Source organism: Paracoccus contaminans (assembly GCF_002105555.1).
GTDB lineage: Bacteria > Pseudomonadota > Alphaproteobacteria > Rhodobacterales > Rhodobacteraceae > Paracoccus > Paracoccus contaminans.
The window spans coordinates 2,569,111-2,589,501 of record NZ_CP020612.1 but is presented as its reverse complement, the minus strand read 5'-3'; the positions used below and the strand labels follow the sequence as shown (position 1 = coordinate 2,589,501).

Here is a 20,391-nt window from a genome sequence, read left to right as displayed (position 1 = left end):
GCCAGGGTCACGATTAACCTGGACGAACGAGCGTACGCCCTGTTGCTCGCCTTCGCGGAGCGTGACGACGCCCCGGTGGCGCAGGTTGCTCGAAAGGCGGTCGTGGACTTCCTCAATCGCGTCGAACCAACAATAGATCAAGGCTCGCTCCCGTTCGTGCGCCCGCAAAGAGAAGACCACTAATGGCGCACGGAACACACGAACCCACCCCCCAAAAGACGGATAGCTGGTCAGCTTCGCTAGATCCGGAAACAGCAGCAAGGTCGTCTTTGTCAGAGGTTGATTGGGGCTTCCCCGATCGGCGCAGCCATAGCGAGATCGAAGGCGTCCACCCTTATCCTGCCAAATTCATTGCGGAAATCCCGCGAGCACTCATCAACTGCTTGCCACTGCCTCCCCACAGCGGTGTGCTGGACCCGTTCTGCGGGAGCGGTAGCAGTTTAGTTGAAAGCCAGCGACTAGGCATTCCCGCTGTCGGAGTCGACCTGAACCCAATCGCTTGCCTAATGTCTCGCGTTAAGACCTCGGCCTGCCCGACCGATATCGAGCAGCTTGCTGCTCGGATTGTAGCGAGCTCAGAGACAGCTTCTGATGGCGAGATTCCTGAAATTCCTAATCTTGATCACTGGTTCCAGCCAAATGTCCAGGTGGAGATCAATAAGATTGCTCGTTCTATCGCGACTTCCCCAAGTGAGGCTCGCGATGCGCTGAAGCTAGCACTTTCGAGTATTATTGTCAGAGTCTCTAATCAGGAAAGCGATACCCGATATGCGGCGGTACAGAAGGATATCGATCCTTCCGCCGTCCCCACGCTTTTTTTGCGCGCGGTCAACCGCATCAACGCCGCTCTCCAAAATAGACCATATCCCTTGACCTCCGTGGATGTAATTGAGAACGACATCCTGAAGGTAGAGCCGAGCATGATTGGGCGACCGATTGGATTGGTCGTAACATCTCCTCCATACCCGAACGCATATGAGTATTGGCTTTATCACAAATACCGGATGTGGTGGTTGGGGTATGACCCATTGAAGGTGAAAGCTGACGAGATTGGTGCGCGGGCTCACTTCTTCAAGAAGAACCACCACACGGCCGAAGATTTTGCACGGCAAATGAGACAGACGCTAAAGCTTCTGGGAAACGTGTTGGTGAAGGGGGGCTTTGCAAGTTTCGTGGTTGGCCGCTCGAAGATCCATGGGAAGATTTACGACAACTCGGAAATCATCACAGATGAAGCTGCACCGCTTGGCTTCACTCCGTTCTTCGTAACAGAGCGGGAACTGTCAGCGAACCGAAAATCATTCAACCTTTCTCATGCAAACATTAAGACAGAAACCGTCTTGGTGCTGCGGAAGGAGGTCGAGTGATGCGGCTCCGTTGGCATAACTACAAGTACTACCCCTACGAGAAAGAGCTCGCTTCTCGGGAGGTGACTTCACTGATCTGCCCGTCAGGAGCCAATGAAGTACAAGATGGCCTGGATTTGCGCGAAGCAAGGCCCGGTTCCGGAGCGGAACGCCTGACCTATTTCAAGGGCTACGAGAATGGCTCTGGGTTTACTTCAACGGTGCAAGCTGAGCTGGAGGAAACGGCACGAAACGGAAAAAACCGCCAGGCGACACGTTATTCAGTTCATGGCCTGCATGAATACAAAGGGAAATTTAATCCGCAAGTCGCCAAGGCGCTTCTTAATATTTTCAAGGTTGAGCCTGGGCAGACTGTCCTTGATCCGTTCTGTGGTAGCGGCACGACTCTCATTGAGTGTTGCCATTTGGGTGTCGACGCGGTCGGCACTGACATAAATCCACTCGCAGTCTTCTTGTCGAACGCAAAGCTACTTGGCTTGTCGGTCCCGCCCTGTGAACTCCGAAAAGCGCACAAGAACATTTCGGCCCAGCTTCGATCTTTTGATGGAAGGAAAGCCCCTCAGTCTTCTGCTGCGCGTCGCGAATACCTACTGAAATGGTTTGATCCTGAAATCTACGACGAAATCGAAGGCGTTCGGGCCATCATCCTCGACATTGCCGGCGAGATGTCGCCAATTTTTCTATCTGTAGCTAGCAACCTTCTTCGTGAGTATTCCCAGCAGGACCCACGAGACTTGCGGATCAGGAGGAGGACCTCGCCACTTCCGTCGAATTCGTTCACATCTGCGCTCTTGGATGCGCTTCCACAAATTATTGATCGGATACTTTCCGCGCGAGAACTCATTGGTTCACGGGCACCTCTCGGTCGAGCGGTACTCTGTGACGTATCCGAGTTGACGGCAGATAGCGCAATGCGGAAGTTCGATGCCGCCATTACCAGCCCGCCATATGCCATGGCACTCCCGTATATTGACACGCAACGCCTTTCGTTGGTTTGGCTTGATCTCCTGGCGCCCAATCAAATTCTCGAACTCGAGGCATCACTGATCGGAAGTAGAGAGCTTCGTGGAAACTCAAAGCGGGAACTGCCTCAATTGCTCGCATCAAACGAGGCAGAATTGCCGGATCAAGAGTACGAACTTTGCATCAAGCTCGAGGATTTGCTCGGTGAAGAAGACGGGTTTCGCAGGCGTGCCGTTCCGTCGCTTCTGTATCGATACTTCGCGTCGATGAAAGCAAACTTCAGCTCAGTGAACAGGCTGATGAGAGAGGGAGCTCCCTACGCTTTGATTGTTGGCCACAACCACACTACAATCGGGGGCGTTCGTCATGACATCGATACCCCCGAACACTTGTCGCGACTGGCTAATGCGGTCGGCTGGAAAGTAGAAGAACTCATTCCGCTGCAAACCTACCGGCGCTACGGATATCATGTGAGTAATGCGGTTGCAGCAGAAACGCTGATCATACTTCGGAAAGAATAGCACGCCGATCTTCAATCGTTGTTTTTACCAGTTCGGCGAAATACCTGCGGGTAACCAGCACGCACCTTGACCCACGAGCGCACCACCGGCTGAAGCAGTGGCGAGCATCCCGTCTACCGTGGCGAAGAGTGGGTCAGCTGGATCGATGAATGTTGCCTTGAAAGTTGGATCGGCTGGCGTCGGCCACTCTAAGATCATTGGGTCGTTTGCTGTCGGGACATGGAATCCGTGTGCTGCGGCATGATCGCGAATGGCACGAGCAGGCGCGGCCGGCACGACCATCCTCACGTCACCATGGCCAGATTCACCAGGAGCGTATCCGTAGACCATTACATTGGTGCTAGAGGATGCTACTTCGTAGGCTCCCAAGTTTGAGACATAACGCATGCGAAGGTCGAACTCGGCGCGAGGCCTCTGATACTTTCCTTGAAATACGCCGAACCTCATCGTGCCGATGGTCGCAACTGGTACGCTTACGTTTGCTGTGCCACTGCCTCCGGAGAAGTGCCTTGCACTGTCTCGGTTGAGGCGAATGACCAATCCAGCAGCGCCGCCCGCTAGCGTGGATCCGGTCAAGGCTGCTGCCCCGAGTGTCGGTGTCGCGATGCCTGGTGCGAAGAGTACATATGGGGGGAAGGGCGGGCGCGGGCTTGAGGTAAGCGGTCCGGCAGATGGAGCAACCGTCGCTGTGCTGGGCGGGGCGGAAGGCGCTGCTGCCGCTGAACCCAAAGCTGCTACAGTGCCGCTCTTAACCGAGACAGGGGGGAACTTGATTAGCGGCTTGAGTCCGATTTTGCTTGATGCCGCCCCGCTGCTTCCAGAACTGGATTGCGTTGTACGTGGCGTAGGGGCCACGCCAAGCACTCCGGCGGCGACTAGAGGTGCGAGGTCGGCAAGTGCCGTCACAGTTGAGAGCCCGGGCCGAGGTCCATTGAACCAAGCGTCAATTGCTGCCGCGACGTCTGAAAGGACGTGATCGGAATCGCCGGTCGATGAATCCAAGAGCAAACCTGCCTCGATGTTCATCCCAGAAATGCCCGGCGTAGTCAGATTTGCCGATCCAACATAGGCGGCCTGAGTGCCGTCCTGCCTTGTGAAGTGATATACCTTTGGGTGAAATAGCCCCGCAGAGAAGCTAACAACCCCGATCCTTGCGTTTGCTCTTGGGGTTCCAACGAGATTAACCAGCGTTTCGATATCTGGCTCTCCGGTTTCTCCGCCGTTTGACCCAATTACACAATTCGTCAATCTATCTTGCGACTTCAGCTCATTTATTACTGGCGCCAAAGGAGCCAGTCCGTCTGCACTAAAGTATCCCGTTTGCCAACGTAGGGCGTCGACAGCCAGGGGACTGAAGCTGGCGAGCCATTCTCCAAGAACGTCAGACGTGTTTCGAGATGCTGAGTCGATGTATCTCAAGGGTACTCACTCCGGTCGGGGGATGTGGTACGAATAACAGCCGCTTATGTTAAAGCACAAGCAGCAAGAGATAGTGTGGGGGCTGCCTCAACCGGGAAGTGGGCCTCGCGGGCGGGCCGCTATAAGAAAACCTTCTCCGCGCGCTTGGTATCATGCGTTTGCATCGCGCTGCGAAGGGTTTGATTTCAGTTCCATCTAACGAACACCCCTGTCGTCGAAGTGTTCGGAACTTGGTCGAAAACTAACAAGTAATTTCAATCTGTTGCAAGCTATTCACCAAATTCGCGCAGTCATGAGGTCCGGAGAATATCGGCCCTGAGAGACCGCTTCCGGCCCGCCCGGTGCCAGGGCCAGTGCTCAGCCCCTCCCGCATAACCCTCGAATACAACGGAAAAATCCGGCCGCAGCCGGATCAAGAGAACGCTTTCGCGAGGGCAAATGGCGGAGTGGAAGGGATTCGAACCCTCGAGACGGTTTCCCGCCTGCACCCTTAGCAGGGGTGTGCCTTCGACCACTCGGCCACCACTCCGCCGGCGGGTCTAGCAGCAGGCGGTGCGGGGGAACAAGGGAAAAAACGTCGCGCGGTCAGGGAAATGCCCTTGGCCGGGGGGCGGCGCGGGCAATCGTCTCAGGCATTGAACAGGAAGTGCAGGACATCGCCGTCCTTGACCTCATAGCTCTTTCCCTCGACGCGGAACTTGCCGGCCTCACGTGCGCCGGCCTCCCCCTGGCCGGCGATATAGTCGTCATAGGCGACCGTCTCGGCGCGGATGAAGCCCTTTTCGAAATCGCCGTGGATCACGCCCGCCGCCTGCGGCGCCAGGGTGCCGCGGGTGATGGTCCAGGCCCGCGCCTCCTTGGGGCCGACGGTAAAGTAGGTCTGCAGGCCCAGCAGCGCATAGGCGGCGCGGATCAGCCGGTCCAGGCCGGCCTCCTCCAGCCCCATTTCCGAAAGGAACATCTGCGCCTCGTCCTGCGGCAGCTGGCTGATCTCCTCCTCGATGCGGGCCGAGATCACCACATGGCCCGCCCCCTGCCCGGCCGCCATTGCCGCCACGGCACCAGACAGCGCATTGCCTGCGGCGGCATCGTTTTCGGCCACGTTGCAGACGTAAAGCACCGGCTTGGCGGTCAGCAGCTGCAGCATGTCCCAGGCCTTGCGGTCATCCTCGGCGATGCTGACGCTGCGGGCAGGCCGGCCGGCCTCCAGGGCAGCCTGCGCGGATTTCAGCAGCCGTTCCTGCGCCGCGGCCTCCTTGTCGCCCCCCTTCAGCTTGCGCTGAAGGTTGGCCAGGCGCCGCTCGACCGATTCCAGATCGGCGATCATCAGCTCCGTCTCGATCGTCTCGGCATCGGCGAGGGGGTCGACGCGGCCCTCGACATGGGTGATGTCGCCATCCTCGAAACAGCGCAGGACATGGGCGATGGCGTCAACCTCGCGGATATTGGCGAGGAACTGGTTGCCCAGGCCTTCGCCCCGGCTGGCGCCCTTCACCAGCCCGGCGATGTCCACGAAGGTGATGCGGGCGGGGATGATCTGCCGGCTGCCGGCGATGGCGGCCAGCCTGTCAAGCCGGGGATCGGGGACGGCGACCTCGCCCACATTCGGCTCGATCGTGCAGAAGGGAAAGTTTGCCGCCTGCGCCGCGGCGGTGCGGGTCAGGGCGTTGAACAAGGTGGACTTGCCCACATTCGGCAGCCCGACGATCCCCATGCGAAAGCCCATCCTGCATCCCCTTTTCTGCCCGGCCCGCGGCTTCTAGGCCAGCGCCCCGGCCGCGTCCAGCCGCGCCGCCCTTTCCCTGCCGCCAACCCCGGCCTAATAAGGCGCGCAAACCGCAAGGACATGCCATGACCGCTTTGCAGACGCGCATCGACGCATTGTTTTCCCGCCTGGGCGCCGAAAGGCGCAAGGCCTTCGTTGCCTATGTGATGGCATGCGACCCGGATCCGGATACGTCGCTGTCGATCATGCGCGGCCTGCCCGCCGCGGGCGTGGACATCATCGAGCTCGGGATGCCTTTCACCGACCCGATGGCGGACGGGTCCGTCATCCAGGCCGCCGGCCAGCGTGCCCTGGCGGCAGGGGGAAGCGTTGCCCGCACGCTGGACATGGTGCGGGCCTTCCGCGCCGAAGACGACACGACGCCCATCGTGCTGATGGGTTATTTCAACCCGGTCTATGCCGGTCCGGGCGGCGTGTCCGGCTTCCTCGCCGCCGCGGCGGCGGCAGGGGTGGACGGGCTGATCGTGGTGGACCTGCCGCCCGAGGAGGATGCCGAGCTTTGCCTGCCCGCTCAGGCCGCGGGCTTGAGCTTCATCCGCCTGGCCACGCCCACGACGGATGATCGCCGCCTGCCGGCGGTGGTCGCGAACACCTCGGGCTTTGTCTATTACGTCAGCGTGACGGGCACGACCGGGGGGGCTGCCGCCGATCCGGCCGAGGTCGCCCCCGAAGTCGCGCGCATCCGGGCGGCCGCCGGGCTGCCTGTCGTCGTGGGCTTTGGCATCTCGACCCCCGAGGCAGCCGAGAGCGTGGCGCGTGTCGCCGATGGCTGCGTGGTGGGCAGCGCGATCGTCCGCCGTATCGGCGAGGGGCACCCGGTTGCCGCGGTGCTTGATTTCGTGCGCAGCCTGGCCGAAGGCGCCCACCGCGCCTGAGGCCGCAAGCCCGGACCGCGCGGCAGGGCAAGGAACCGTTTCAGGGGCGCCGGCCCCCTTGGCGCAGCCGCGCAGGGGCTGGTGCGGTGCAGGCAGCTGCGCGCGCCGGGTGCATCAGGGGTGAGCGAGGCCGCTTGCGGGCATGTCTGGCGCGCCTGCCGGTATGTCGGCATGCGCCATGCCTTTTCGTCCCGGCCGCCGCCCGCCCTTGGAAGGATGCGCCGCGGCAGGCGGGCGGTGCGCGCCGGCACCGATCCCCCAGGCGCGCCGCACGCGCGCCGAGGTCCATAGGCGCTCTCCCTCCATCTCTGCGGCGGTTCGCCACATGATCTGCCCGTTGCGCACCCAGCCAGCGCGCGCGCCGCTTGGGCGCAGGGCGGCTTCGTCCAGCACGAGGCAGGGCCCGGCCGCGCCTGGCGGCGCCCGGCCCTGCAGCACGACGATGCCCCCGGCCGCACAGGTTTCGGCCAGCCGGGCCGCGCCGGTCCGCCCCGTCAGATGCACCAGCGGCGCCCCGGCAAGGCTGGCCACCCGCATGGCCCGCCCGCCTTCCCATCCGGGGCGCGCGGCGGCGGCCTCGGCGCTGGCGGTATCGCCATCGGCGCGCAGCCAGCTATCGGCGACAAAGGCGCCGGCCGGCCTCGACAGCGCCCGCCCCAGCGCCGTCATCAGACCCGCCGCCCCGCCATCGGCTGAGATCAGCAGCGCCGGCCGTTCGCCGCCCAGCCAGATGGCGGCCGCGGCAATGACGGCAGCGATCCCCGCGGCCGCAGCGCAGCGGGACAGGCCCCGCCGCACCGGTGCATGCAGGACCAGCAGCGCAACCGTCGCGCCGGTCCCGCCCAGCGGCAGGACCGACCAGTGCGGCGCCGCCACCGCAACGACCGAACCGCCCCAGCCGGCGACCATCTCGCCCACATACAGCATCCAGCGCGTCCCCAGACCCATGGCCCACAGGGCCGGGGCGGACAGCCCCAGCGGGGCAAGCAGGGCCGCGATCACACCGGCCGGCATCACCACCGCCCCCATCACCGGCACCACCAGCAGGTTGGCGATCAGCCCGTATTGCGCCGAGCGGTTGAAATGGGCCGCCGCGATGGGCGCGGTGGCAAGGCCCGCAATCAGCGAGGACAGGACCAGCATGGCCGCGCCCCGCAGCACCCAGGGCAAGCGATCGGCATGCCGCGACCAGGCCGGGAACAGCATGATCAGCGACGCGGTCGCCGCAAAGCTCATCTGAAAGCCGGGGGTGACCAGCGCCTCGGGCGCGGTGATCAGGATGGCCGTCGCGGCGACGGCCACGGTCCTCAGCGACATGGCCCGGCGGTCGATCAGGATCGCGCCCAGCATGACCGCCACCATCAGAAAGGAACGGTTCGTCGGCACGCCCCCGCCCGACAGCCACAGATAGGCACTGGCCGCCGCCAGCGCCCCCAGCGCCGCCGCCTTGTGGACGGCCCGTCCGGCATGGCGGCGACCCCATGGGGTTGCCTGCCCAGCCGCCAGCGCAAGGCGCAGCGCCCCATAGACGAAGGCGGCCAGCATGCTCATGTGCAGGCCCGAGATCGACACGATGTGGTAGAGGTTGGAATCGCGCATCGTCTGGTTGGTCGCCTCGGCGATGCCCGAGCGGTCCCCGGTCATCAGCGCGGCGGCCACCGCGCCTTCCTGCCCGCCGATGGCCTCGCGCATGGCCCTGCCCAGGCGCAGCCGCAACCCTGTGGCATCGAACGACGCGGGGGGCGGGGGGGCCGCGATCACCACGGGGTTGCGGGTATAGCCCACTGCGCCCAGCCGGGCAAAGAAGGCCGCCTGCCGGAAATCGAAACCGCCCGGTTCGGCTGGGCCGGGGTTCGGGCCCAGATGGCCGGTCAGCATCACGCGGCTGCCGGGCGGCGGGGGGGCCTGCTGGTCCGTCAGCGACAGGCGGATGCGTTCGGGTGTGCGGGCCGGGGGCGTGTCGCGCAGCACCACCCGGTCAAGCGTGATGCGCATGCGGTCGCGGGCCGAGCGGTCGATATCCACCACCCGCCCCTCGATCGGGCCGTAATAGCGGAAATCCAGGACCGGCGCGGCCACCTGATGGGCCCGGAACCCCGCGCACAGAAAGCCCAGCGCCGCCAGCGCCGCCCCGTGTGCGATCATGCGCGCCAGATCGGCGTTGTCCCAGCCGAGCCGCCCCGTCATGCCGGCCCGGCGCGCGGCCCCACCGGCGGCCCAGGCGCCGGCCCCGGCAAGCGCCAGGACGGCATAGAAGGCCATCCCGGGTTCGATCCGCAGCGCAAACCAGGCGCCGATCCCCAGGCTCAGGCACAGCGGCGCCCAGACCAGCAGGCCCGCCCGCGCGATCCGGTCGCCCGGCAGGACGGCGCGCGCCTCGCCCATGGCGAAGGCGGCGCGCACCAGATCCCTGATGCGCGAACCCGGCCGTTGCGCCGGACCCGCATGCCGGGCGATCGCCGCCAATCCTTGTCCTTCCCCGGCCGCTTCGCGTATCCCTGCGGCGACTCTAGCCGACCCGTCCTTACCGAAAGGTTAACGGCCGCGGCCCAGATTGAGAGGAGCCGCCCCATGTCATCCCCTGCCCCCGTCGTGACCCGCTTTGCGCCCTCGCCGACCGGCTATCTGCATATCGGGGGGGCGCGCACGGCGCTGTTCAACTGGCTTTATGCGCGCGGCCGGGGCGGCAGGTTCCTGCTGCGCATCGAGGATACCGACCGCGCCAGATCAACGCCCGAGGCGACGGCGGCGATTCTCAAGGGGCTGGAATGGCTCGGTCTCGACTGGGACGGCGAGCCGGTCAGCCAGTTCGCCCGTGCCGGCCGCCATGCCGAGGTGGCGCGGCAGATGCTGGCGGCTGGCACCGCCTATCGCTGCTATACCACCGCCGAGGAAATCGCCGCCTGGCGTGAGGCAAATCCCAACCGCGTCTTTCAAAGCCCCTGGCGCGATGCCGACCCTGCAACCCAGCCGGACGCGCCATATGCGATCCGCCTGCGCGCCCCGCGCGAGGGCGTCACGGTGATCCATGACGCGGTGCAGGGGGACGTGACCTTCCGCAACGACCAGCTGGACGACATGATCCTGCTGCGCTCGGACGGAACGCCGACCTACATGCATGCGGTCGTGGTGGACGATCACGACATGGGCGTGACGCACATCATCCGCGGGGACGACCACCTGACCAACGCCGCACGCCAGGCGCAGGTCTATGCCGCGAACGGCTGGGACATGCCGGTCTTTGCCCATATCCCCCTGATCCACGGGACCGACGGCAAGAAGCTGTCAAAGCGGCACGGCGCGGTCGGGCTGCACGAATTCGCCGCCATGGGCTATCCGGCGGCGGCGATGCGCAACTATCTGGCCCGCCTGGGGTGGAGCCATGGCGACGACGAGCTGTTCGACGATGCCCAGGCGCAGGCCTGGTTCGATCTGGACGCGATCGGCAAGGCCCCTGCCCGGCTGGATTTCAAGAAGCTGGAACATGTCTCGGGCCATCATATCGCCGCCATGAGCGATGCCGCCCTGCTAGACGAACTGGCCCGCTTTCTGGCCGAAACGGGCCAGCCGCCCCTGACGGCCGTGCAGGCCGCGCGGCTCGGGTCCGCGCTGGGCGCGCTGAAGGCCAAGGCAAGAACCCTGCCCGCCCTGTTGGAACAGGCGCGCTTTGCCCTTATCGAGCGCCCGGTCGATGCCGACGACAAGGCGGCGGCCAGCCTTGATCCGGTATCCCGTCGCATACTGGGTGAATTGACCGCTGCGTTGCAGCATGTTAACTGGAGCCGCGATGATCTGGAGGCCGCTGCCCAGCGGACCGCCGAGGCGCACGGGCTTGGCCTCGGCAAGATCGCGGCGCCCTTGCGCGCTGCTCTGGCCGGGCGCAGCTCAACCCCCAGTGTATTCGACATGATGCTTGCGCTGGGCCGCCAGGAAACGCTGTCCCGCCTGTCAGACGTGGCGGGATGAGCCGCCAGGAACACCCGGTCCCGCAGGACCGCACGCGAAAAGGAACATGCGATGGCTGAAACCAGGAATGCCCGCATCACGGTGAACGGCAAGGATCTGGACCTTGCGGTGCTTACCCCGACGGTCGGTCCCGAATGCGTGGACATCCGCAAGCTGTATGGCCAGGCAGGGGTGTTCACCTTCGACCCCGGCTTCACCTCGACCGCCTCGTGCGAAAGCGCCATCACCTATATCGACGGCGACCAGGGCGAGCTGTGGTATCGCGGCTATCCGATCGACCAGCTTGCCGAGAAGTCGCACTATCTCGAAGTGTGCTATCTGCTGCTGAACGGCGAGCTGCCCGACAGCGCGCAGCTTGCGCAGTTCGAGAACATCATCACCCGCCACACCATGGTGCATGAGCAGATGCACCGCTTCTTCACCGGGTTCCGGCGCGACGCGCATCCGATGGCGACGATGGTGGCGGTGGTCGGCGCAATGTCGGCATTCTATCACGACTCGACCGACATCAACGACGAAAAGCAGCGCGAGATCGCCTCGCACCGCCTGATCGCCAAGCTGCCGACGATCGCGGCGATGGCCTACAAGTATTCCATCGGTCAGCCCTTCGTCTATCCGAAGAACGATCTGGATTACGCCAGCAACTTCCTGAACATGTGCTTCTCGGTTCCGGCCGAGGAATACAGGGTCGATCCCGCCCTGGCCCGCGCGATGGACCGCATCTTCACCCTGCATGCGGACCATGAGCAGAACGCCTCGACCTCGACGGTGCGCCTTGCCGGCTCGTCCGGGGCCAACCCCTTCGCCTGCATCGCGGCCGGCATCGCCTGCCTGTGGGGGCCGGCCCATGGCGGGGCCAACCAGGCCGCGCTGGAAATGCTGCAGCAGATCGGCAGCGTCGATCGCATCCCCGAATTCATCGCCCGCGCCAAGGACAAGGACGATCCGTTCCGCCTGATGGGCTTTGGCCACCGCGTCTACAAGAACTTCGACCCGCGGGCAAAGATCATGAAGGAATCGGCCGACGAGGTGCTGGGCATCCTGGGCGTCGAGAACAACCCGACCCTTCAGGTCGCCAAGGAGCTTGAGCGGATCGCGCTGGAAGACGAGTACTTCATCAGCAAGAAGCTCTATCCGAACGTCGATTTCTATTCCGGCATCATCCTGTCGGCGATGGGCTTTCCGACCTCGATGTTCACGCCGATCTTCGCGCTGTCGCGCACCGTCGGCTGGATTTCCCAGTGGAAGGAGATGCTGGGCGATCCGGACAGCAAGATCGGCCGTCCGCGCCAGCTCTATGTCGGTTCGGGGCGGCGCGATTATGTGGATGTCGCGCAGCGCTGATCGGTGCGGCGCAAAACTGCGAAGGGGGGCCGCCGGCCCCCTTTTTCATGCGCGCGAATGGTAAAGGCCGGCGCCCGGCCGGCCCCTGCGCGCGGACGGGCCGGTTTCCCGGCCAGGGCGGACATGCTAAGGGGGCACTGCCCTGCCTTCGGGATGTCCGATGAACCTGCTTTTCGCCAATGATCGCCGCGGCGCCTATCCCGCCAGCCTTTATGCCGACCAGAACGAGCCCTTGCCCCCTTTCCCCCCCTTGCGGGGCGAGACGCGGGCCGATGTGGCGGTGGTCGGGGCAGGCTATACGGGCCTGTCCGCGGCCCTGACGCTGGCGCGCGCGGGTCGGCGCGTCGTCGTGATTGAGGCGCAGCGGGTCGGCTTCGGGGCCTCGGGGCGCAATGGCGGGCAGCTTGGCTCGGGCCAGCGGCTTGAGGTGGACGAGCTGGAGCGCATCGCCGGGAAACCGGCGGCACGTCGCCTGTGGGACATGGCCGAGGAGGCCAAGGCGCTGACGCGGCACTATGCGCATGAGGCGGGCGTCGCCGTCCATCCCGGCATCGCTCATGCCGCGCGGAGCGCGGCCGAGGTGCGGCATGCGCATGCCAATGCCGAGCGGCTGGCGCGCGACTATGGCTATGACCAGGTCCAGCCGCTGGACCGGGCGGGGCTGCGGGCGCTGGTGAACGCGCCCCTCTATGCGGGGGGCGACATCGACCGGGGGGCGGGGCATCTTGATCCGCTGGCGCTGGCGCTGGGGCTGGCGCGGCTGGCCTCCTCGGCCGGGGCCGTGATCCACGAGGGCAGCCATGTCCATGCCATCGTCCATGGCAGGACCGCGCGCGACCCCAGCATCGTGCAGACCGGAACCGGGCGGGTGGTCTGCGATCATGTCATCCTGGCCGCCAACGGCTATCTGGGCCGCCTGGACCAGGGCGTTGCCCGCCGCGTCATGCCGATCAACAACTATGTCATCGCGACCGAGCCGCTGGGCGAGCGCGCATCCGACCTGCTGGCCGAAAACATCGCCGTCCACGATACCCGCTTCGTCGTGAACTACTGGCGCCTGTCGGACGACCGCCGCCTTGTCTTTGGCGGCGGCGAGACGGTCAGCTACCGCTTTCCCGACGACATCGCCGCCAAGGTGCGCCGGCCGCTGGAACAGGTCTATCCGCAGCTCAGGGGCGTTGCGATCACCCATGCCTGGGGCGGCACGCTGGCGATCACGCGGAGCCGGATGCCGCTGTTCGCCCGGCCCGCGCCGAACTGCCTGTCGGCCAGCGGCTTTTCTGGGCATGGGGTGGCGATGGCCAATCTGGCGGGCATGCTGATGGCCAGGGCGGTGCAGGGCCAGTCCGAAGGGTTCGACGCCATGGCCGCCCTGCCCGCCGGCAGCTTTCCGGGCGGGGCGGCGCTGCGCTGGCCGCTGCTGGTCGCGGGCATGGGCTGGTATTCCCTGCGCGACCGGCTGGGTGTCTAGGGGCGCGCCCTTTCAGATGCGCGGCGGGGGCGGGCCGCGGCGGGCCAGCCGTTCGGCCCGGCGGGCATGATAGGCCTGCACCAGCGGCACCGTGACGAAATAGAAGGCCAGCGCCGCGGCAAGCCCCGGCAGCAGGCCCCCGACCAGATAGGGCAGCAGGATGTCCCGGCTGAACGCCTCAAGCCGGTCCCATTCGCTGTGCTGGCCATGCAGCAGGGCCAGCATGTTGCGCAGCAGCTGGCTGCCCGCTGCGGCAAAGCTGTCGAGGATGGCGACCGGGCCGAGATGCCCTTCGATCCCCAGCATGAGGCGGCCCAGCCCCAGCGACAGCGCCGCGATGAAGGGAAAGGTCAGCGGGTTTCCGATCAGGCTGCCGATCACCGCGGCCAGCATGTTGCCCCCGATGATCCATGCCAGCGCCATCGAGCCGAACAGGTGGATGCCGAACAGCGGCGTGAAGCTGATGAACACACCTGCCGCGACGCCGCGGGCGATCCGCTGGGGCTGGTCGGGCAGACGGCGCAGACGATAGAGCGTGTAACGCGCGGCTCGCGACCAGCCGCCCCGCGGATAGACCATGTCGCTGGCGATCTGCGCATAACTGCGCGGCTTGCGTCGGAACACGGGACCCTGGTCCTTTGTGGCGTCCTCGGCAGTCAATCAGCACGGAAGGCGCGCCGCAACCCGCCCCTCAGACGGTGGCCGAGCTGTCGCGGATGCGCGCGACCTGCGCCACGTCGCTTTCCGCCTCGAGCGCGGTCATCAGCGCATGCAGATGCTCGGCATCGCGCAGGCAGATCTCCACCCTCAGGCGGTAGAAGTCGGGCTTGCGGTCCTGGAATTCCAGATCCGAGATATTGGCGCCCTGCGCGCCGATGAGGGTGCAGATCCGGCCCAGCACGCCCGCATCATGGCGGATCGTCAGGCTGAGCGGGACGGTATAGACGGCCGGATGGCGCCCCTCGCGCCAGCGCAGGTCCACCCAGCGTTCAGGCTGGCTTTCGAAATCGGCCAGCACGGGGCAGTCGATGGCATGGATGACCACGCCCTTGCCGCGATAGGTGACGCCGACGATCCGTTCGCCCGGCAGCGGGTTGCAGCAGGGGGCGCGGTTGAATTCCTGGTCGGCCTGAAGGCCGGCCACGGCCCGGCCGGCGTCGATCTCGTCCGCTGGCGGGGTCAGGTCGGGATAAAGCGCGCCCACGACCCGCTGCGCCGACAGTTCGGCCGCGCCGACGCGGGCCAGCAGCTCGTCCGCGTCGGTCAGCGCCAGCGCGCGGGCGGCGGTGCGCAGGGCCTTGTCGGTGATCTTGCGGTTCACATGCTCGAACGCGACGCGCAGCAGTTCGGACCCGAGGCGGATGAACCGGGAGCGATCCTCCTCGCGCAGGCTGCGCCGGATCGCCGCCTTGGCGCGGCCCGTCACCACGATGTCCAGCCAGGTCGCCTGCGGTCGCTGGCCGGCGGCGGCGATGATCTCGACCCCCTGCCCGTTCTTGAGCCGCGTCCACAGCGGCACGCGGATGCCGTCAACCTTGGCCCCCACGCAGGCATTGCCCAGCCGCGTGTGGATCGCATAGGCAAAATCGATCGGCGTCGCCCCCTTGGGCAGCTGGATCACGTCGCCCTTGGGCGAAAAACAGAACACCTGATCCTGATACATCTCCAGCTTGACGGCTTCGAGGAAGGCGTCGTGATCTTCCTCGCCGAAGCGTTCGGTCAGGCTGGTCAGCCATTCGCCGGGGTCCACCGCGAAGGGATTGCGCGATCGCACCCCGTCCCGATAGGCCCAGTGCGCCGCCACGCCCGCCTCGGCCACCTCATGCATGGCGCGGGTGCGGATCTGCACCTCGACGCGGGTGCCGTCGCGCGCCGAAACGGTCGTGTGGATCGAGCGATAGCCGTTGGACTTGGGCTGGCTGATATAATCCTTGAAGCGCCCCGGAACGGTGCGCCATTTGCGGTGGATCACCCCCAGCGCGCGATAGCAGTCGGGATCGGTTCCGGTGATGATGCGAAAGCCGTAGATATCGGACAGGCGCGAAAAGCTGAGCTGCTTTTCCTGCATCTTGCGCCAGACGCTGTAGGGGCGCTTGGCCCGGCCAAAGACGGCGGCGTCGATCCCTTCGGTTTCGAGGGCTGCGCGGATGTCGGCGGTGATCTGCGGGATCACGTCGCCGTTTTCCTTCTGCAGCACGACAAAGCGGCGGATGATGGAATTGCGCGCCTCGGGGTTCAGCACCTTGAAGGCAAGGTCCTCAAGCTCCTCGCGCATCCACTGCATCCCCATGCGCCCGGCCAGCGGCGCAAAGATCTCCATGGTCTCGCGCGCCTTCTGCGCCTGCTTTTCAGGCCGCATCGAGCGGATCGTGCGCATGTTGTGCAGCCGGTCGGCCAGCTTGACCAGAATCACCCGCAGGTCGCGCGACATGGCGACGAACAGCTTGCGGAAGTTTTCCGCCTGCTTGGAATGGGCGCCCGACAGTTGCAGATTGGTCAGCTTGGTGACGCCGTCCACAAGGTCGGCCACGTCGCGGCCGAACAGGTCCGAGACTTCGGCCCAGGTCGAGCGTGTGTCCTCGATCGTGTCGTGCAGCAGCGCGGTGACAATCGTCGCATCGTCCAGCCGCATTTCCGTCAGGATCGCGGCCACGGCGACGGGATGGGTGAAATAGGGCTCGCCCGACTGGCGGAACTGCCCCTCATGCATCCGGCAGCCATATTCATAGGCACGCCGGATCAGATCCTCGTTCGTCCGCGGGTTATAGTTGCGGACGAGCGCGATCAGGTCATCGACATCGATCTTCTCCAACCGTGGCCCCCGGTCGGCCGGGTCAGCCGCGGCCCTGCGCCTCGAGCATCATGCGCAGCATGCGCTCCTCGGTTTCCTCGTCGGCCGGCTTGGGGCGGTCGATCTCGGCCCCCAGAAGCAGCGCCATCGCGTCCTCCTCCGGCTCGTCCACCTCGATCTGGGTCTGGATCTGTTCGATCATGCGTTCGCGCAGCTCATCGACCGGCTGCGTCTCGTCCGCGATCTCGCGCAGGGCGACGACGGGGTTCTTGTCATCGTCCCGGTCCACCGTCACGGGCGATCCGGCCGTGATCTCACGGGCGCGGTGCGCGGCGAGCATCACCAGATCAAAGCGGTTGGGAACCTTGTCAACGCAATCCTCGACAGTGACGCGGGCCATGGCATACCTTTCGCGAATCGGCTCTGGGACAAGTCGGCATCAGTGACCGCCGCAGTGCCCAAAGTCAAGCCTAGCCCGCCCCAGGGACCATGCCGCGCAGCCCCGCCGGGTCTAGCGCGGCCAGCATGGCCGCCACGCTTTTCCCCGCGCGGGGATGAACCCAGCCCGGCGCGATCTCGGCCAGCGGCAGCAAGACAAAGCCGCGCTCCTGCAAGCGGGGATGCGGCAGGATCAGCCCTTCGGGCGCAATGCGGGCCTGCGCGGCAGGATCAAGGCCGCGCCAGCGATCCTGCACCATCGCGCTTGGCAAAACCGTGTCGCCCATGGCGATCAGGTCAAGATCGATCCCCCGCGCGGCCCAGCGCCCGCCATCGCGTGTCCGGCCGAGATGCGCCTCGATGGCGTGAAGCAGTGCCAGAACCTCGTCGGGCCGCGCATCGGCCCTCACAAGCGCGGCGGCGTTCACGTAATCCGGCCCGCTGCCCGCCGGATGGGCCGGGGTGCGCCAGAAGCGGCTGACAGCGCGCAGCGCCAGCCCCCGCGCCGCCATCATCGCCAGCGCCGCCCGCAGCGTGCGCGCGGGGGAACCTGCCAAAGAGGGCAGGTTTGCGCCCAGCGCAACCAAGGCTAGCTTGCAGGCGAATCGACGGCCCTTTGCTGCATCGAAGGAAAAAGACATTGTTTTATAAGGACGATAGGCTTGCGCTGTTCATTGACGGATCAAATCTGCACGCAGCCGCCAAGGCGCTAGGCTTTGACATCGACTACAAGCTGCTTCGCCAGGAATTCGAGCGCCGCGGCAAACTGATCCGTGCCTATTACTATACCGCCGTGCTGGAAAACGAGGATTATTCGCCCATCAGGCCGCTGGTCGATTGGCTGAACTACAACGGCTACGCCATCGTCAGCAAACCGGCGCGCGAATACACCGATTCCCAAGGCCGCCGGCGGGTCAAGGGCAACATGGACATCGAGCTTGCGGTGAATGCCATGGAACTGGCCCCCCGGCTCGATCATGCGGTGCTGTTCTCGGGGGACGGGGATTTTCGCCCCCTGGTCGATGCGCTGCAGCGGCAGGGCGTGCGCGTATCGGTCGTCTCGACGCTGCGCAGCCAGCCGCCCATGATCGCGGACGAGCTGCGCCGGCAGGCCGACAACTTCATCGAACTGGACGCGCTGCGCGAGATCATCGGCCGCCCCCCGCGCGAGCCACGCGACATGCTGGACGGGACGAATGCCGAGACGCGGCCTTAACCTTGCGTTAAAGATTGCGGCATCCATTCGGTCGCGAGTGGGTTATGCCGCCACGGAAACCCACAGGGACGAACCATGATGAACCCCAGCGATGACGACGAAGGGTCGGCTTTGGGGCAGGTGATGCATCTGGCCGATTTCGACAGGCGCCCGCCGGGACGTGTCGTGGCAGAGATGCGCGATTACTGGTGGTCGCTGCGCAAGGGGCGCGCCATTCCCGCACGGGCCGACATCGACCCGGCCGGCCTGCGCGGCACGCTCGATTTCGCCTTCGTGCTGGAACGCATCGCGCCGGGGGCGGCGCGCTTTCGTATCGCCGGGCGTCATCTGGCGGACCTGATGGGGATGGAGGTGCGCGGCATGCCGCTTTGCGCGGTCATGAATGCCGGCGCGCGGGGCCGCTTGTCCGATGTGCTCGAGGCGGTGTTCAAGGGGCCGCAGATCGCCGAGCTGGAAGTGATCTCGCCCTCTGCCTATGGCTGCCCGGAACTGACCGGCCGGATGCTGATCCTGCCGCTGAAATCGGATCTGGGGGATGTGACGCGCGCGCTGGGCTGTCTGGTGACCGAAGGCGTGATCGGCAGCGCGCCGCGCCGGTTCGACATCCTGGCCGACCGCGCCGCCCCGGTGATCGAGGGCGCGCGAGTGCTGGCCCCCTCGCCCTCGGCCGCGGGCTTTGCCGAACCCGCCGCACCCTGGCGCCCCGCCGCCTTCGATCCGCCCACTGCGCCGCGCGCGCCCCTGGACAACGCGGAAACCCCCGAGGAGCGCCGCGCGCGTTTTCGCGTGATCTCGAACGACTGAGGCCCTGGCGCGCGGCCCTGCCTCAGCTTGCCTGGCGCAGACCCGCGGGCGTTCCGGTGCGGCGGGCGCGCAGTTCCTCGGCGACCAGGAAGGCCAGCTCAAGCGACTGGCTGGCGTTCAGGCGCGGATCGCAGGCCGTATGATAGCGGCTCGACAGATCCTCGTCGGTCACGGCGCGCACCCCGCCGGTGCATTCGGTCACGTCCTGCCCCGTCATCTCGAAATGCACGCCGCCCGGAACGCTGCCCTCGGCGGCGTGGATCTCAAAGAACTCGCGCACCTCGCGCAGCACCGAATCGAACGGGCGCGTCTTGAAGCCCGAGGCCGACTTGATCGTGTTGCCATGCATCGGATCGCAGGACCACACGACATCCGCGCCTTCGGCGGCAACCGCCCGGATCAGGCGCGGCAGATGATCGCCCACGCTGCCCGCGCCGAAGCGGGCGATCAGCGTCAGCCGGCCCGGTTCGTTGCCCGGGTTCAGCGCGTCGATCAGCCGTTTCAGGTCGCTTTCGGAAATCGAAGGGCCGCATTTCAGCCCGATGGGGTTCTGCACGCCGCGCAGGAACTCGACATGCGCGCCGTCCGGCTGGCGGGTGCGGTCGCCGATCCACAGCATGTGGCCCGATCCGGCCACCGGCAGGCCGGTCGTCGAATCGGTCCGCGCCAGCGCCTCCTCGTATTCCAGCAGCAGCGCCTCGTGGCTGGTATAGAACTCGACCGTGCCCAGCTCGTGCGCCGTTTCCGCCGTCACGCCCGCAGCCTGCATGAAGGCCATGGCGTCGGAAATGCGCTCGGCGATGTCGCGGTAACGCGCCGCCTCGGGGCCGTCGGTGAAATCGGCGATCCAGCTCTGCACCCGGTGGATGTCGGCATAGCCGCCCGTTGAAAAGGCGCGCAGCAGGTTCAGGCTGGCCGCCGCCTGCGTATAGGCCTGCAGCATCCGCTGCGGATCGGGCATCCGCGCCGCGGGGGTGAAATCAAAGCCGTTGATGATGTCGCCGCGATAGCTGGGCAGATCGACCCCGCCTTGCGTTTCGGTGGGGGCGCTGCGCGGCTTGGCAAACTGGCCGGCGACACGGCCGACCTTGACCACCGGCATCTGCGCGCCCCAGGTCAGCACCACGGCCATCTGAAGCATTACCTTGAAGGTGTCGCGGATGGTGTCGGCGCTGAATTCGGCAAAGCTTTCCGCGCAGTCACCGCCCTGCAACAGGAACGCCCGCCCCTGCGCGACCTGCGCCAGATGCGACCTGAGCCGCCTCGCCTCGCCGGCGAATACCAGGGGCGGAAAGCGCGACAGCTGCCCCTCGACCGCACGCAGCGCGGCGGCATCGGGATAATCTGGCATCTGCACCCGCGGCCGGCTGCGCCAGCCGGCCCGGTCCCAACCCGTCGCGGCGGCAGCGGTGGGGGTCGTGCGGGTGTCC

General features: G+C 65.7%; 16 protein-coding genes and 1 tRNA gene. 8 read left to right on the top strand and 9 right to left on the bottom strand.

Annotation, left to right across the window (positions count from 1 at the left end; translation table 11 throughout):
* Window positions 1-182: 182 nt before the first annotated feature.
* Together B0A89_RS12275 and B0A89_RS12270 are read left to right on the top strand one after the other, a co-directional pair.
* The gene (locus B0A89_RS12275; RefSeq protein ID WP_081969306.1) at window positions 183-1,367 is read left to right on the top strand and encodes a DNA methyltransferase; all 1,185 of its coding nucleotides are present in this window, start codon (window positions 183-185) and stop codon (window positions 1,365-1,367) included.
* A complete protein-coding gene (locus B0A89_RS12270) occupies window positions 1,367-2,851 on the top strand; it encodes a TRM11 family SAM-dependent methyltransferase (protein ID WP_085378395.1) in 1,485 nt (494 codons plus the stop codon). Before B0A89_RS12275 ends, B0A89_RS12270 begins: the two co-directional genes overlap by 1 nt.
* 24 nt (window positions 2,852-2,875) lie before the next feature.
* On the opposite strand, the gene B0A89_RS15470 is transcribed toward B0A89_RS12270, so the two are convergent.
* The 3 genes from B0A89_RS15470 to ychF all read right to left on the bottom strand — a co-directional run bounded on the left by B0A89_RS15470 (window position 2,876) and on the right by ychF (window position 5,996).
* Window positions 2,876-4,138, bottom strand: a complete 1,263-nt coding sequence (locus B0A89_RS15470; protein WP_420814440.1) for a restriction endonuclease PLD domain-containing protein — start codon at window positions 4,136-4,138, stop codon at window positions 2,876-2,878.
* Window positions 4,139-4,709: 571 nt separating this feature from the next.
* A tRNA-Ser gene (locus tag B0A89_RS12265) sits at window positions 4,710-4,799 on the bottom strand.
* Window positions 4,800-4,898: 99 nt separating this feature from the next.
* Window positions 4,899-5,996, bottom strand: coding sequence for a redox-regulated ATPase YchF (gene ychF, locus B0A89_RS12260; RefSeq protein ID WP_085378394.1), 1,098 nt, complete (start codon window positions 5,994-5,996; stop codon window positions 4,899-4,901).
* A gap of 125 nt (window positions 5,997-6,121) precedes the next feature.
* Between ychF and trpA the strand changes: the two genes are divergently transcribed.
* Entirely contained in the window at window positions 6,122-6,931 is an 810-nt protein-coding gene (trpA, locus tag B0A89_RS12255) for a tryptophan synthase subunit alpha (RefSeq protein ID WP_085378393.1), read from the top strand.
* A 114-nt stretch (window positions 6,932-7,045) separates the two neighbouring features.
* Here trpA and B0A89_RS12250 read toward each other — a convergent pair whose 3' ends face one another.
* On the bottom strand, window positions 7,046-9,397 hold the full coding sequence (locus B0A89_RS12250; protein ID WP_240558550.1) for a ComEC/Rec2 family competence protein: 2,352 nt from the start codon (window positions 9,395-9,397) through the stop codon (window positions 7,046-7,048).
* Window positions 9,398-9,502: 105 nt separating this feature from the next.
* On the opposite strand from B0A89_RS12250, the gene gltX reads away from it, so the two are divergent.
* From gltX to B0A89_RS12235, 3 genes are all read left to right on the top strand, one after another.
* Window positions 9,503-10,897: a glutamate--tRNA ligase gene (gene gltX / locus B0A89_RS12245; protein WP_085378392.1), complete on the top strand. Its 1,395-nt coding sequence runs from the start codon at window positions 9,503-9,505 to the stop codon at window positions 10,895-10,897.
* A gap of 51 nt (window positions 10,898-10,948) precedes the next feature.
* A complete protein-coding gene (gltA, locus tag B0A89_RS12240; RefSeq protein WP_085378391.1) occupies window positions 10,949-12,241 on the top strand; it encodes a citrate synthase in 1,293 nt (430 codons plus the stop codon).
* Between the two features lie 160 nt (window positions 12,242-12,401).
* Window positions 12,402-13,712, top strand: coding sequence for an NAD(P)/FAD-dependent oxidoreductase (locus B0A89_RS12235; RefSeq protein ID WP_085378390.1), 1,311 nt, complete (start codon window positions 12,402-12,404; stop codon window positions 13,710-13,712).
* Between the two features lie 12 nt (window positions 13,713-13,724).
* Here the strand turns inward: B0A89_RS12235 and B0A89_RS12230 are convergent, their stop codons facing one another.
* The 4 genes from B0A89_RS12230 to folK all read right to left on the bottom strand — a co-directional run bounded on the left by B0A89_RS12230 (window position 13,725) and on the right by folK (window position 17,498).
* A complete protein-coding gene (locus B0A89_RS12230) occupies window positions 13,725-14,336 on the bottom strand; it encodes a DUF2062 domain-containing protein (protein ID WP_240558549.1) in 612 nt (203 codons plus the stop codon).
* Window positions 14,337-14,403: 67 nt separating this feature from the next.
* Entirely contained in the window at window positions 14,404-16,524 is a 2,121-nt protein-coding gene (locus B0A89_RS12225) for a RelA/SpoT family protein (RefSeq protein WP_240558548.1), read from the bottom strand.
* A 22-nt stretch (window positions 16,525-16,546) separates the two neighbouring features.
* Complete coding sequence (gene rpoZ / locus B0A89_RS12220) at window positions 16,547-16,903, bottom strand: DNA-directed RNA polymerase subunit omega (protein WP_085378389.1); 357 nt, start codon at window positions 16,901-16,903, stop codon at window positions 16,547-16,549.
* Window positions 16,904-16,973: 70 nt separating this feature from the next.
* Window positions 16,974-17,498: a 2-amino-4-hydroxy-6-hydroxymethyldihydropteridine diphosphokinase gene (folK, locus tag B0A89_RS12215; RefSeq protein ID WP_240558547.1), complete on the bottom strand. Its 525-nt coding sequence runs from the start codon at window positions 17,496-17,498 to the stop codon at window positions 16,974-16,976.
* An 83-nt stretch (window positions 17,499-17,581) separates the two neighbouring features.
* On the opposite strand from folK, the gene B0A89_RS12210 reads away from it, so the two are divergent.
* On the top strand, window positions 17,582-18,157 hold the full coding sequence (locus B0A89_RS12210) for a LabA-like NYN domain-containing protein (RefSeq protein WP_085378387.1): 576 nt from the start codon (window positions 17,582-17,584) through the stop codon (window positions 18,155-18,157).
* Between the two features lie 75 nt (window positions 18,158-18,232).
* The gene (locus B0A89_RS12205; protein WP_240558546.1) at window positions 18,233-18,961 is read left to right on the top strand and encodes a PAS domain-containing protein; all 729 of its coding nucleotides are present in this window, start codon (window positions 18,233-18,235) and stop codon (window positions 18,959-18,961) included.
* Between the two features lie 22 nt (window positions 18,962-18,983).
* Here B0A89_RS12205 and B0A89_RS12200 read toward each other — a convergent pair whose 3' ends face one another.
* Complete coding sequence (locus B0A89_RS12200) at window positions 18,984-20,312, bottom strand: class II 3-deoxy-7-phosphoheptulonate synthase (protein ID WP_240558705.1); 1,329 nt, start codon at window positions 20,310-20,312, stop codon at window positions 18,984-18,986.
* Window positions 20,313-20,391: the final 79 nt, after the last annotated feature.